The sequence below is a fragment of the Janthinobacterium sp. 78 genome (assembly GCF_003096775.1).
GTDB classification, from domain to species: Bacteria; Pseudomonadota; Gammaproteobacteria; order Burkholderiales; family Burkholderiaceae_D; genus Janthinobacterium; species Janthinobacterium tructae.
The window spans coordinates 1259669-1272264 of record NZ_QENT01000001.1 but is presented as its reverse complement, the minus strand read 5'-3'; the positions used below and the strand labels follow the sequence as shown (position 1 = coordinate 1272264).

Genomic DNA, 12596 nt, shown 5'->3' with positions numbered 1-12596 from the left:
GCCCTGAGCCGTTCACAAACTTATACGTCGGCAATGTCTAATCGGATTCAGCTATTTGGTCAGGGGCGGCGGAAGGCGTAAAATGCATGCCACGTTCTTCCGCAAGCGAGCAAAGCCACCCTGGTATGGATACTGACCTGCAACCCACTTCCGCCTTCAGCATCAGCGATGTCGAACGCGATACCGGACTGGCCAAGGAAACCTTGCGCGTGTGGGAGCGCCGCTACGCCTTTCCCCAGCCCCAGCGCGACGCCTTTGGCGAGCGCAGCTACCCGGCCGAGCAAGTGCAGAAGTTGCGCATGGTCAAGCGCCTGCTGGACCTCGGATTTCGTCCGGGCAAAATCATGCAACACAGTACCGTGCAACTGCAGCAGCTGGCCAACGCCGGCAGCGCGGCGCCGTCAACCCGGGCACCCCAGCTCGAACGCTACCTGGCCCTGTGCCGTGGCCACCAGATGGCGGAACTGGGCGACGCCCTGCGCCAGGCGCTGGCCGTGCTGGGCTTGAAAGCGTTCACCATCGACGTCATCGCGCCCCTGACGGGAATGGTGGGCGAAGCGTGGGCTTGCGGCGACCTGGCCGTGTATGAAGAGCATCTGTATAGCGAAACCTTGCAAACGGTGATGCGCCATGCCATTTTTTCCCTGCCGCAGGCAAGCAGCCCGTCGACGCGCACGCCGCGTATCGTCCTCAGTACCTTGCCGCAGGAGCGGCATGGCCTGGGGCTGCTGATGGCCGAGGCGCTGTGCGCGGCGGCTGGCGCCCATTGCATGTCGCTGGGGGTGGAAACACCGCTGGCGGACATCGTCGCGGCCGCCCGCGCGCAGCGTGCCGACATCGTGGCGCTGTCGTTTTCCAGCGCCAGCAAGCAACGGCTGACGCGCGACAGCCTGCAGCAGTTGCATGCAAGCTTGCCGCCAGACATCGAGTTATGGGCTGGCGGACGCAGCCCCGTGCTGACCAGGCAGCCACCGGCGTTCCTGCATGTGCTGGACTTGCGGCAAGTCGAGGAAAGCATCGCCGACTGGCGCCGCCGCCATCAGGCGCGGGCCCTGCAAACCCATTGATCCGGCTGGAAAGCGCCGCAACTGCGGCGATCTCCGTGGATAGCCGCGCAATGTTGCCAATCGAACAGTAAAGCATGAAGGGCCGGGCGCGCTCTGGTAGAATAGCCCGTAACACAGTGTCCGGCGCCGCCGGGCCTTAGGTCAGCACCCGCCACCACACATCCATGTTTAGTTTCTTCAAGAAAAAACCCACCGCTCCCGAGGCTGCGCCAGCCGAGCCCCTCGTCCTTCCCGCCGCCACGCCGCCTGCACCGCAGCCTGCCGTTACGCCCCTGAGCGGCGCGCCAGCCGAACTCGTGCCCGTGATCGTGGCCGCCGAACCCGAGAAAAAATCGTGGATGACGCGCCTGAAAGCCGGCCTGTCAAAAACCTCGAACACCTTATCCGTGCTGTTCGTCGGCGCGAAGATCGACGACGCCCTGTACGAAGAGCTGGAAGCAGCGCTGCTGATGTCCGACGCGGGCATCGACGCCACCGAATTCCTGCTCACGGAATTGAAGAAAAAGGTCAAGGAAGACAAGCTGCTCGACGCCGCCGCCGTCAAGGCAGCGCTGAAAGTGCTGCTGACCGACCTGCTCTCGCCGCTGGAAAAGCGCTTCGAGCTGGGCCGTCACAAGCCGCTGGTGATGATGATTTCCGGCGTGAATGGCGCCGGCAAGACCACCACCATCGGCAAGCTGGCCAAGCACATGCAGTCGAATAACCAGTCCGTGCTGCTGGCTGCGGGCGACACCTTCCGCGCCGCCGCGCGCGAGCAGCTGATGGTCTGGGGCGAGCGCAACAACGTCACCGTCATTTCGCAGGAATCGGGCGACCCGGCCGCCGTGGCCTACGACTCCGTGCAATCGGCAAAAGCGCGCGGCATCGACGTGGTGATGGTCGACACGGCAGGCCGCTTGCCGACGCAGTTGCACCTGATGGAAGAGTTGAAGAAAATCAAGCGCGTGATCGGCAAGGGCATGGAAGGCGCGCCGCATGAAACCCTGCTCGTCATCGACGGCAACACGGGCCAGAATGCCCTCACGCAAGTGAAAGCGTTCGACGATGCCCTGCAATTGACCGGCCTGGTGATCACCAAGCTCGATGGTACCGCCAAGGGCGGCGTGCTGGCGGCGATTGCCCGCGTACGCCCCGTCCCCGTGTATTTCATCGGCATCGGTGAGAAAATTGAAGACTTGCAGCCTTTCGTGGCTGCCGAATTTGTCGAAGCGCTGCTCGGATAAGCCCATACATGATTGAATTTCAGCACGTCTCCAAGCAATACTCCGCCGATGCCGTGGCCCTCAGCGACATTTCGCTGAGCATTGCCAAAGGCGAGCTGGTCTTTCTGGCCGGCCCGTCCGGCGCCGGCAAGTCCACCCTGCTGAAAATGATCGCCGCCATGGAGCGCCCCAGCTCGGGCAAGCTGATCGTCAATGGCCAGGACATGGCCAAGATCAAGCCAGCCGGCGTGCCCTTTCTGCGCCGCAACATGGGCCTGATCTTCCAGCAGCAAAAACTACTCAACGACCGCTCCATCCTGGCCAACGTGATGCTGCCGCTGCTCGTCGTCGGCGCGCATAAAGTTGCTGCCGAACAGCGCGCGCGTGCCGCCCTCGATAAGGTGGGCCTGCTCGACCGCGCCATGGCGCGCCCGCTGTCGCTGTCGGGCGGGGAACAGCAGCGCGTGTCCATCGCGCGCGCCATCGTCAACCGGCCACAGATCATCCTGGCCGACGAACCGACGGCCAACCTGGACCGCGCCAGCGCCAACAAGGTGCTCGACGCCCTGAAAGCGTTTCACTCGGTGGGCGTGACCTGCCTCATTTCCAGCCATGACGAACAGATGCTCGACGCCGCCGCCCGCGTGATCCACCTGAAAAACGGCCAGTTGGTCGCCATCGACAAGGCCACGCAGGCGCCCGTCTTCGCGCCGCCCGATCCCGATTTTGCGCCCTCCCCCGGCCCCGACGATGTGCAGGGAGAGCAGGCATGAGAGGCTGGTTCCGTCAACACCGCTTCGCGCTCGGTTCGGCGCTGATCCATTTGCGCAAGTCGCCAGGCGGCTTCCTGTTGAACGTGCTCGTCGTCGCCATCGCCCTGTCGCTGCCGTTCGCCGGCTTGACCATGCTCGACAATGTGCGTCCCATGTCGGAACAGATGTCGGTCGACCCGGAAATCAGCGTTTTCCTGAAGATCGACACGCCGCGCGAGCAAGCCGTGGCCCTGGCGGGCGCCATGCGCAAGATCGTCGGCGCGCAAAAGGCGAAGATCGTCTTCATTGCGCGCGAAGAGGCGCTCGATACCCTGAAAAACAAGAACGGCCTGGCCGACGTGCTCAGCACCCTGGGCGACAATCCCTTGCCCGACAGCTATGTGCTGAAACTCGATGCCTTCAGCAGCGCCAGCGAAGCGCAGGATGTCGATGCGGTGGCGGAGCAGCTGCGCCACCTGCCATTCGTGGAGTCGGCGCAAGTCGATTCGGCCTGGGTCAAGCGCCTGGCGGCCCTGCTGGGCGTGCTGCGCCTGGTGCTGCTGCTGCTGGCCATTACCCTGGGCGTGGCCGTCATCGCCGTGGTCTTCAATACCATACGCCTGCAAGTGATGCAGCAGCGCGATGAAATCAGCATCTCGAAACTGATCGGCGCCACGGACACCTTCATCCACCGCCCCTTCTATTACACGGGCGCCCTGCTGGGCCTGTGCGCCGGTGCGCTGGCCCTGGGCGCGGTGGCGCTGGCCATGCAACCACTGAATACCGCGATTGCCGAGTTTGCCCGCCTGTATGCGTCCGAATTCCAGCTCGTGCCGCTGGCGCCGCTGCCGATGGCCGGCTTGCTGGCCGTCAGCGCCGGCCTGGGCCTGATCGGCGCCTTCCTCTGCGTGCAGCGCCACCTGGCGCGCCTGAACTGACCTTGCCTTCCCTCCCATGGCGGCACCGCAGGCGCCGCCATGCGTCCCCACAATGCTGTTATCTTGATATTTAGCAAGTATTCTTAAGGTTCGCTTCAGCCAGAGGCCGTAGACTAGCTACGTTGTCGTGAAGCGGCCTGCAGCGCTGTTCAGATCACCGTTCATACACATTTATCAAGCATTCATTCGCCATAGCATTTAGGCTATCAGGACGATTAAATGTGCTGATTGGCACTCTCAAGCAGAGAGTGCTAATATAGGGACATACCAACAGCAGAACCGCCATGGACGCCAGATGAAGATGGTGCCGCGATCTGCAAGTGCAAGACCACATACGCAAAACGAACAGACAATCGGGCCACGTCGCGTGACATGGCCAACTGGAACAAAGCAAGACTACGAGGGAGAAAACATGACTATGATGTCCGCTACATCCGCATTGGTTCCGACCAAAAGTAATGCGCTGGGCCTCGGGTTCACTGGCAATCTGGGCAATATCGACGCCTATATCTCGGCCGTGAACCGCCTGCCCATGTTGACCCACGATGAAGAAATCTCGCTGGCAACACGCCTGCGCGAAAAAAATGACCTGGCCGCCGCGCAAGAACTGGTGCTGTCGCACCTGCGCCTGGTGGTCTCGATTGCCCGCGGCTACCTGGGCTATGGCTTGCCGCACGCCGACCTGATTCAGGAAGGCAATATCGGCTTGATGAAAGCCGTGAAACGCTTCGACCCGGACCAGGGCGTGCGCCTGGTATCGTATGCCATGCACTGGGTGAAAGCCGAGATGCACGAGTACATCCTGAAAAACTGGCGCCTGGTCAAGGTCGCGACGACGAAGGCACAGCGCAAGCTGTTCTTCAACCTGCGCAGCCACAAGACGGGCCTCGATGCGATGACGCCGAAGCAGATCGATGCGCTGGCCAAGCTGCTCGACGTGAAACGCGAAGAAGTGATCGAAATGGAAACGCGCTTGAGCGGACGCGACATCGCCCTGGAATCGCCGACCGACGATGAAGACGACAAGTTTTCGCCGATCGCCTACCTGTCGTCGGAGCAAAGCGAGCCGACCAAGGTGCTGGAAGCGGAACAAGTGACGCGTCTGCAATCGGAAGGCCTGGAAACGGCCTTGAGCAAGCTCGACGCCCGTTCGCGCCGCATCATCGAAGCGCGCTGGCTGGCCAACGACGACGGTTCCGGCGCCACCCTGCACGCTTTGGCAGAAGAGTTCGGCGTATCGGCCGAACGCATCCGCCAGATCGAAGTGGCGGCACTGAAAAAAATGAAGGGCGCGCTGGCCGCCTGGGTGTAAGCACAAGCAATGCCGCAATGCAAAAGGCGCCGCAAGGCGCCTTTTAGTTTTACAAATGATATTTATCAACAGATAAACATTGTCAGCCCTTATGCTGCAGCCAAGCCCTTGGTGATCAGCTCGGCGACCAATTCATTCAGATCCGCATCGCGTTCCTTGGCCAGGGTCTGCAATTGCAACACCAGATCGCTGTTCAGCTTGACGGCGAATGGCACCAGGCCCAGTGCCTGATCGCGCTTGCGCTGCTCGCGGCGGTCGACGACCACCGCTTCCTTACCGAATGCACCGGCGCCGGGAACATTCATCTTTCCCATCAGTTTCTTGGCATCGCTTTTCGCCAGGGCAGTTTTTTTCATGGTTGTTTCCTGATTTTCAAAACAGCCATTTTACGCAGTAATCGGCGCGCCGCGTGGCCGGCGCATCAATTCATCGGCAGCACGCCAATAGTGCGCCGGAAAAATATCATTTTGTTACTATCATTTTATCCCACGTGCGAACAAGCACGCCCGGGACGTTCTACCTGAAAGGAAAAACATGTCTACTCTGAACCACTCTTGTCGTACCCTGCTGCTGCCCCTGCTCATCGCCTGCCTGGCCGTACTGGCTGGCTGCGGCGCGGCCGGCAGCGCCGGCGACGCGGAAAACACGCCGCGCAGCGTCACCCACGTACTCTCGCCGGGCGAACAGGTCGCCATCACGGCCACCGATACCCTGAAACTCGAGCGCGTCAACGACAGCCGCTGCCGCAAGGGCGCCGTATGCGTGTGGAAAGGCTATGTCAGCTACAGCTTCAGTTTGCTCAATAGCGCGGGTGCCACCGACATCGTCCTGTCCGACTCCATGCCCGGCGCCGCCAGTTCCGTCAGCGTCAACCACCTGACGTTCACCCTGCTCGACGTCGACCCGGCCACGCCGCCCGCCCTCAACGCGGCCGCGGCCACGTATCGGGTCAAAGTAAAAATCACGCAGGGCGCGCTGCCCCGCTAAACGCTGTGACGTTGGCGACTGTCGGCAGGCGCCTGTTGGCGGTCCAGCATACTGTAATCGCGCACGACGGCGGCGATGCGCAGCCGGTAATCGTCAAATACGCCCTGCCGGCCGGCCGACTGCGCCGCGCGGTGCGCTTCCAGCTGCCGCCACTGCGCCAGCGCCGCCTCGTCGCGAAAGAAGGATAGCGACAGCAATTTGCCTGGCTCGCTCAAGCTGCAGAAGCGCTCGATGGAAATGAACCCATCGACTTCATCGAGCAAGGGCCGCAGGGACGCCGCCAGGTCCAGATAGTGCTGGCGCCCTTCGACACTGGGCCAGACTTCGAAAATCACGGCAATCATTTCATTTCTCCTGGGCTAAAGACGGGGATGCGGGCATTCAGCGACGGCAGGTAGCGCCACGCCAGCGGCATGCGTTGCAACGCATCGGCCCACGCCTGAAGGCAAGCCGTGGCGATGGTGTGCGCGATGGACTGGCCCGGACAACCGTGGCGGCCATGGCCAAAGCCCAACTCCGCATCGCAAGCGCCGGCCAGCACGACGACGATCATCTGCCCGGCCGGCACGCGCACGCCATGCACTTCCACGGCATCGGCCGTGTAGCGGCGCGTGTTGTGGATGGCGGGATCACGCTGGCTAACTTCGCGCAACAGGGCCGGCCATCGCTGAGGGGCGGCGCGCAGTGACGGCAGCAAGTCAGGCTGCGCGCGCAAAGTCACGATGGCATTGCCCAACAAGCCGGCTGTGGCATCGCACGTCTGCGACAGCAAGCCCACGAGGTTGGCCAGCAAGCCGCTCCCCATGGCATCGGTCTCTGTCACGATACTGGCCAGCAGGCTGCCGGGCCTCACATCGCCCTCGCGCAGCAAGGCGGCAAAAGCTTGCAGCAGGGCGTCGGCTGCCACTTGCGCGCCGGCCAGTTGTTCACCATTGCTCAGCGGCGACAGGCAGGCGACAAAATCGCGCGTCCAGGCGGCCAGCGACGGCCATTGCGCTGGCGCAAAGCCCAGCAAGTCGGCCATGGCGAACAGGGGCAGTTGAAAAATCGCATCGTTAAGCTGGACAGCATCGCCTGGCATGCGATCACCAGCAAGATGCATCGCCCGCTCCTGCAGGCGCGCCAGATCCACCTGGCCCAGCGCGCGCGCCAGCACCTGTTTTGGCACGGCATGCCGTTCGCCATCGTTCATACGCACCAGTTCGGCAAAAATCGCGCTGCACGGCGTGCCCGCCAGAGTATCCGGTACAGGCTGTCCAGTCGGACGCACGCGGCAAGCGGGATGTGCCAGCACGGCCAGCACGCCGGCCGCGCCCGTCGCCAGCCAGCAGTCGAGTGAGGCCTCGAAACTCAGCGGCGGGCCATCCGCCAGACGGCGATAGTAATCATATGGCGCCGCATGGGTGACGGCAGCGAAAGGGTCGGCGGGGTCGATAACAAAGTCGGCAAGCGGCATGCGCATTCCATTGCAGTGAGGTAGGGACACGAGTATGCTGGTCCTTCCACCACAACACTTCGCCCACGAACGAATCATGGATGACAAACTTCCTTCGGCCGACATGGGTCTGGCGCAACTGGCCGGCGCCATCGCCGAACCGGCCCGCGCGCGCATGCTGTGCAGCTTGCTCGACGGCCATGCGCGCACGGCGACGGAATTGGCCACGCTGGCCGAAGTGGGCGCCTCGACGGCCAGCGCCCATCTGAGCCGCTTGCGCGACGATGGTTTGCTGTCGATGGTGGCGCAGGGCAAGCACCGCTATTACCGCCTGGCCAGCACGGAGGTGGCGCGAGCGCTGGAAGCGCTGCTGGTGGTGGCCGGCGTGCCGGCGACGCCCTTTTCGCCCTCCACGCCCGACCGCCTGCGCCAGGCGCGCACTTGCTACGACCACATGGCCGGCACGGTGGCTGTCACCGTGCACGACCAGTTGCTCGCCCAAGGCTGGCTGCTCGACGATGAAGGAGAATATCGCCTGTCGGAAGCGGGCGCGGCCGGCATGGCGGCGCTGGGCATCGACGTGCCGCAATTACACAAGCAGCGCCGCCGCTTCGCCTGTGCCTGCCTGGACTGGAGCGAGCGGCGTGCCCACCTGGGCGGCGCGCTGGGTACCGCCATCCTGCAACTGGCCCTGCGCCAGCGCTGGGCCGAACGCGAACTCGACAGCCGCGCCCTGCGCCTCACGCCAGCCGGTGAACGGCGCCTGCTGGCCTCCTTTGGTGGAGGCTGAACGGCGCAGCCTTTTTGTATCTCGGAAGCAACGAAAAAGATAAAAATGTGCTTTTATCATTCTTTTCATTCATCATAGGCTGCGCCCTTGAGCGATCATTTTTTGGCCATGGAAAGAGTTCATCTTGAAAACAGTGTCATCCAGCACCTGCCATAACTGCAATACCGATGCGCCAGGCAACTTCTGCAGCGCCTGCGGCCAGACGACGACCCTGCACATGCCCAGCGCACGCGAATTCCTGCATGAATTTGTCGCCCATTATGTGGCGCTCGAAGGCAAGCTCTGGCGTACCCTGGCCTTGCTGCTGTTCCGTCCTGGCGCACTGAGCAATGAATACATCGCGGGACGCCGCGTGCGCTACGTCGAGCCGCTGCGCGTCTACCTGACCTTCAGCATCCTGTTCTTTGCCATCCTCAAGTTCAGCAGCCCCGCCGTATTCCTCACCGTCCATGGCCAGCAAGCCCAAATGAGCGCCCATGGCACCCCGCAAATTGCGGCAAACAAGTCATCGGCCATGCAGGTCAGCATCTTGGGCCAGACACCCACGCTGCCGCAGCAATGGCAAGACTTCGAGCAACTACCTACGGCCGAGAAACAAAAACTCGTGGTGGACAGCTTTTACCATTACGCGCCGTACGCCATGTTTTGCCTGATGCCGCTGTTCGCCCTGTTCCTGAAAATCCTTTACCTGGGCAGCGGACGGCGCTATGGCGAACATTTCCTGTTCGCGCTGCATACGAATGCCTTCGCCTTCATCACGATGGCGCTGATGACCTTGATCCCCGTCAACATCATCCGCCTTGCGCTTGGCGCCTGGCTGCTGGCCTATCTGCCCTGGGCCATGTGGCGCGTGTACCGAAGCGGCAAACTCGCCACCATCTGCCGCTGGCTGGTATTGATGGCAGCCTACGGCATCGCCATGAGCCTGGCGATCCTGGCCTGCATTGCCATCGGCGTCATGCTGCGACATTAAGGGACGCGCCGGCGGCGCCGTCTCGGGCTATCATCCTGCACGCTATCTTTTTTGGGATGCACGATGATTGCCTTTGAAGGCTTGTCCAAACAGTACGGCACGTTCGAGGCCGTCAAGCCGCTGACCTTGCAAGTGGGTAAAGGTGAAGTCTTCGGCTTCCTGGGTCCGAACGGGGCGGGAAAAACCACCACCATCCGCATGCTGATGGGCATCCTGGTGCCCAGCAGCGGCCGCGTGCTGGTCGATGGCCTCGATTGCCACCGCGACGGTGCCGCCGTCAAGCGCAAGGTGGGCTACCTGCCCGACAACCCGATCTTTTACGATTATTTGCGGGGCCGTGAAATCCTGCAATTCGTCGCTGAAATGCATGGTTTTACGCGCGCGGAAGCGGCCGCCCGCGCCGCGCGCCTGTTGACGGAGTTCGGCCTGGATGAAGCGAGCGAGGATTTCGCCGTCAATTACTCGCTGGGCATGAAGAAAAAACTGGGCCTGGCTTGCGCGCTGATCCACGATCCGGCCGTGCTGATCCTCGACGAGCCGATCAACGGCCTCGACCCGCGTGCCTCGCGCGACGTGCAGGAACGCTTGCTGCGCCGCGCCGCCGCCGGCACCACCATCTTCGTTTCCACGCATTTGCTCGATATGGCGCAAAAGCTGTGCAGCCGGGTCGCCATCATCCACCGCGGTGCCCTGGTCGCCACGGGCAGCCTGGACGATATCCGCCAGCAGCTGTCCAGCGACGGCAGCCTGGAAGAGCTCTTCTTGCAACTCACCGATGAAACCACATGACAGCGACGCCGCCCTCTGCCTGGCGCGCCGTCTGGCTGCTGACCCGCTTGCGCCTGCAGCGCCTGCTCAACGTCAGCGGCCGGGGGCTTTCCTTCAAGAAAAACAGTAAAAGCCGCCCCGCCACGCGGGGCAAGCGTGGCGGACGCTGGCTGCTGGGCGCGCTGCTCTTGCTGCCCATGCTGTTTTCCTTCGGCAGCATCGCCCGCCACAGCGTGCTGAACATGCATTGTTTGCTGGACCAGGTCGCCGCCTGCCAGGCGCGCGGCAGCCTGCACACGGGCAGCCATTTGCTCGACCCCGTCATCGCGCAACTGATGGCTACGCCGTTCAGCCCGGCACTGGTGGGCGGCCTGACCCTGCAACTGGCGCTGTTGTGGCTGGTCAGCGTCCTGCTGCCGCTGGGCATGGGAGAACTATCGAAGCCGGATTGGGACCTGGAATGGCTGGTCACCCTGCCCGCCGAGAAAAGCACCTTGCTGTGGGCGCGCGTGCTCGAACGCACGCTCGTCAATCCGGCCGGCTTGCTGGCCCTGTGGCCCAGCACGACCGTGATCGCCTGGTACTCGGGCCAGGGCTGGCTGTCGCCACTGTCCGGCCTGTTCGTCAGCCTGGTCCTGCTGGCCCTGGCCGCCATGCTGCGCACCCTGGTCGACACGGGCTTGCGCCTGTCGCTCACGCCATCCAGGCTGGGCAACTTGCAGGCAGTGATCTCGCTGGCGGGCCTGTTTCCCATGTATATGGGCATGTCTTTCGGCATGGGCACGGGCGGCTTCGCCCATGGCTGGGCGGCCGCCATGCCCGTCTGGAGCCACTGGACGCCGCCGGGCCTGCTGGTGCGCTTGCTCAATGCCGATGGCGTGGCCGCCTTGCTGCCCGCTATCCTGCTGCTGGCACAAACGCTGCTGTTGATGCTGCTGGGCATGGCGATGCTGCGCCGCCAGTTGCGCCACGGCGTGGTCGGCGCGGGCCAGCGGGAAGCGGCGCGCAAGCCGGCAGCGGCACCCACGCAGCGGTGGCGCGCCCGCATCGGCACGGTGATCCAGCGGCGCGAGCTGACGTTACTCTTGCGCGACCGTAATTTTCTCGTGCAAACCATGCTGATGCCCCTGCTGATCCTCGGCGGGCAAGCCTTGTTTACGGGCCAGGCGCGCGACCTGCACGCGCTGCTGGCCAGCCCCGCCCTGCTGGCATCGACCGGCTTTTTCCTCGGCAGCTATGTGCTGATGATGTCGGCCTTCCAGACCCTGAACAAGGAAGGTGGCGCGCTGTGGCTGCTGTACACGTTTCCTGTTTCCATCGAGCAGGCGCTGCGGCAAAAGGCGCAATTGTGGGCCGTGCTGGCCCTGCTGTATCCATTGGTCCTGTTCGGCGTGGCGCTGGCCTGGCTGCCCACCTGGTCGTGGCAAACGGCGGGCCTGATGCTGCTGGCCCTGGCCGGCATCCCCTTGTATTCGCTGATCGCCGTGGCGTTGGGCGTGTTTGCCAGCGACCCGCTGGCCAGCGAAGCGACGGCGAAGATACGCCCCACCTATATGTACCTGTATTTGCTGCTCACCGGCTTGTACCTCGCCGCCCTGGCCGCCGGCAGCGTGGCGCAGCAACTGGTGTTTATCGTGTTCACGGGCGCGTTGACCGTGGCCCTGTGGCAAAAGGCGCGCGATGCGCTGCCCTATCTGCTCGATCCCGCCGCTTCGCCGCCGGCCCGCATAGCGGCGGCCGACGGCCTGATCGCCGCCATGCTGTTTTTCATTCTGCAAACACTGGCCTTGATCCTGCTCAAAGGCACCAGTACGGCGCCGCTGGCGCAGCTGGCCATCGCCTTCGGCGCGGCCGGTGCGTTCACGTATGCGCTGCTGCGCCTCGTCTACTGGCGCGCCAGGACGGCCGGCGTTCCGCGCATCGGACAAGGCCACCAGCCGTGGCGCCGGGGATGCGCGGGCGCCTGTGTCGCGGTCCTGTTCGGCATCGGCTGCGCGGCCCTGCTGCCGCCTGCCGCGTCTCCATTGATACAGATCAATGGAGACGCGCTGTGGCTGCTGGCCGTGGGCGTGCTGGCCGCGCCCCTGTACGAGGAATTCATCTTTCGCGGCTTGCTGCAGGGCGGCTTGCGCCGCTCACTGACGGCCTGGCAAGCGATCGGCATCGCCGCCGCGCTGTTTGCCATCGTGCATCCCCCCGCCGCCATGCTGCCCGTCTTCGTGCTGGGCGTGTGCGCGGGTTATGCCTATGAGCGCAGCGGCGCGCTGCTGGCGCCCATGCTCGTCCACGCGCTGTACAACGCCGCCATGCTCGGCTACCAGCTGAATAGGTGATTGTTGCAGGGTTTGCTAGAATCGCACACGTTTCCGTCC

The 12596-nt window shown here is 63.4% G+C and carries 13 protein-coding genes; 10 read left to right on the top strand and 3 right to left on the bottom strand.

Features of this window, described 5'->3' with window-relative positions:
- Positions 1 to 86: 86 nt before the first annotated feature.
- The 5 genes from C8C92_RS05635 to rpoH all read left to right on the top strand — a co-directional run bounded on the left by C8C92_RS05635 (position 87) and on the right by rpoH (position 5271).
- A complete protein-coding gene (locus tag C8C92_RS05635) occupies positions 87 to 1067 on the top strand; it encodes a MerR family transcriptional regulator (protein ID WP_243420121.1) in 981 nt (326 codons plus the stop codon).
- Between the two features lie 164 nt (positions 1068 to 1231).
- Positions 1232 to 2290 (top strand): signal recognition particle-docking protein FtsY, encoded by a 1059-nt coding sequence (ftsY, locus tag C8C92_RS05630; RefSeq protein ID WP_099760618.1) that lies wholly within the window; start codon positions 1232 to 1234, stop codon positions 2288 to 2290.
- A gap of 8 nt (positions 2291 to 2298) precedes the next feature.
- The gene (locus C8C92_RS05625) at positions 2299 to 3042 is read left to right on the top strand and encodes an ATP-binding cassette domain-containing protein (RefSeq protein WP_099760619.1); all 744 of its coding nucleotides are present in this window, start codon (positions 2299 to 2301) and stop codon (positions 3040 to 3042) included.
- The gene (gene ftsX / locus C8C92_RS05620) at positions 3039 to 3959 is read left to right on the top strand and encodes a permease-like cell division protein FtsX (protein ID WP_116743225.1); all 921 of its coding nucleotides are present in this window, start codon (positions 3039 to 3041) and stop codon (positions 3957 to 3959) included. The genes C8C92_RS05625 and ftsX overlap by 4 nt, the downstream gene beginning before the upstream one ends.
- A 412-nt stretch (positions 3960 to 4371) precedes the next feature.
- Positions 4372 to 5271: an RNA polymerase sigma factor RpoH gene (rpoH, locus tag C8C92_RS05615; protein WP_170840566.1), complete on the top strand. Its 900-nt coding sequence runs from the start codon at positions 4372 to 4374 to the stop codon at positions 5269 to 5271.
- 89 nt (positions 5272 to 5360) lie between these two features.
- On the opposite strand, the gene C8C92_RS05610 is transcribed toward rpoH, so the two are convergent.
- The gene (locus C8C92_RS05610; RefSeq protein ID WP_071079406.1) at positions 5361 to 5627 is read right to left on the bottom strand and encodes a hypothetical protein; all 267 of its coding nucleotides are present in this window, start codon (positions 5625 to 5627) and stop codon (positions 5361 to 5363) included.
- 178 nt (positions 5628 to 5805) lie between these two features.
- Between C8C92_RS05610 and C8C92_RS05605 the strand changes: the two genes are divergently transcribed.
- A complete protein-coding gene (locus tag C8C92_RS05605; RefSeq protein WP_116743224.1) occupies positions 5806 to 6258 on the top strand; it encodes a hypothetical protein in 453 nt (150 codons plus the stop codon).
- Here C8C92_RS05605 and C8C92_RS05600 read toward each other — a convergent pair.
- A complete protein-coding gene (locus C8C92_RS05600; protein WP_116743223.1) occupies positions 6255 to 6602 on the bottom strand; it encodes an antibiotic biosynthesis monooxygenase in 348 nt (115 codons plus the stop codon). The genes C8C92_RS05605 and C8C92_RS05600 overlap by 4 nt on opposite strands.
- Positions 6599 to 7714, bottom strand: coding sequence for a cytochrome P450 (locus C8C92_RS05595; RefSeq protein ID WP_116745856.1), 1116 nt, complete (start codon positions 7712 to 7714; stop codon positions 6599 to 6601). The genes C8C92_RS05600 and C8C92_RS05595 overlap by 4 nt, the downstream gene beginning before the upstream one ends.
- Positions 7715 to 7790: 76 nt before the next feature.
- Here C8C92_RS05595 and C8C92_RS05590 point away from each other — a divergent pair, with 76 nt between their 5' ends.
- The 4 genes from C8C92_RS05590 to C8C92_RS05575 all read left to right on the top strand — a co-directional run bounded on the left by C8C92_RS05590 (position 7791) and on the right by C8C92_RS05575 (position 12557).
- Entirely contained in the window at positions 7791 to 8483 is a 693-nt protein-coding gene (locus tag C8C92_RS05590) for a helix-turn-helix transcriptional regulator (protein WP_099760623.1), read from the top strand.
- Between the two features lie 133 nt (positions 8484 to 8616).
- Entirely contained in the window at positions 8617 to 9456 is an 840-nt protein-coding gene (locus C8C92_RS05585; protein WP_243420394.1) for a DUF3667 domain-containing protein, read from the top strand.
- 63 nt (positions 9457 to 9519) lie between these two features.
- A complete protein-coding gene (locus C8C92_RS05580) occupies positions 9520 to 10245 on the top strand; it encodes an ABC transporter ATP-binding protein (protein WP_116743222.1) in 726 nt (241 codons plus the stop codon).
- Positions 10242 to 12557 carry a type II CAAX endopeptidase family protein gene (locus tag C8C92_RS05575; protein WP_116743221.1) on the top strand — a complete coding sequence of 772 codons (2316 nt, stop codon included), beginning with the start codon at positions 10242 to 10244 and terminating at the stop codon, positions 12555 to 12557. The genes C8C92_RS05580 and C8C92_RS05575 overlap by 4 nt, the downstream gene beginning before the upstream one ends.
- Positions 12558 to 12596 lie beyond the last annotated feature (39 nt).

Coding starts and splice junctions, on each gene's coding strand:
- C8C92_RS05635 (WP_243420121.1), top strand. CDS start 87: ATGCCACGTTCTTCCGCAAGCGAGCAAAGCCACCCTGGTATGGATACT.
- ftsY (WP_099760618.1), top strand. CDS start 1,232: ATGTTTAGTTTCTTCAAGAAAAAACCCACCGCTCCCGAGGCTGCGCCA.
- C8C92_RS05625 (WP_099760619.1), top strand. CDS start 2,299: ATGATTGAATTTCAGCACGTCTCCAAGCAATACTCCGCCGATGCCGTG.
- ftsX (WP_116743225.1), top strand. CDS start 3,039: ATGAGAGGCTGGTTCCGTCAACACCGCTTCGCGCTCGGTTCGGCGCTG.
- rpoH (WP_170840566.1), top strand. CDS start 4,372: ATGACTATGATGTCCGCTACATCCGCATTGGTTCCGACCAAAAGTAAT.
- C8C92_RS05610 (WP_071079406.1), bottom strand. CDS start 5,627: ATGAAAAAAACTGCCCTGGCGAAAAGCGATGCCAAGAAACTGATGGGA.
- C8C92_RS05605 (WP_116743224.1), top strand. CDS start 5,806: ATGTCTACTCTGAACCACTCTTGTCGTACCCTGCTGCTGCCCCTGCTC.
- C8C92_RS05600 (WP_116743223.1), bottom strand. CDS start 6,602: ATGATTGCCGTGATTTTCGAAGTCTGGCCCAGTGTCGAAGGGCGCCAG.
- C8C92_RS05595 (WP_116745856.1), bottom strand. CDS start 7,714: ATGCCGCTTGCCGACTTTGTTATCGACCCCGCCGACCCTTTCGCTGCC.
- C8C92_RS05590 (WP_099760623.1), top strand. CDS start 7,791: ATGGATGACAAACTTCCTTCGGCCGACATGGGTCTGGCGCAACTGGCC.
- C8C92_RS05580 (WP_116743222.1), top strand. CDS start 9,520: ATGATTGCCTTTGAAGGCTTGTCCAAACAGTACGGCACGTTCGAGGCC.
- C8C92_RS05575 (WP_116743221.1), top strand. CDS start 10,242: ATGACAGCGACGCCGCCCTCTGCCTGGCGCGCCGTCTGGCTGCTGACC.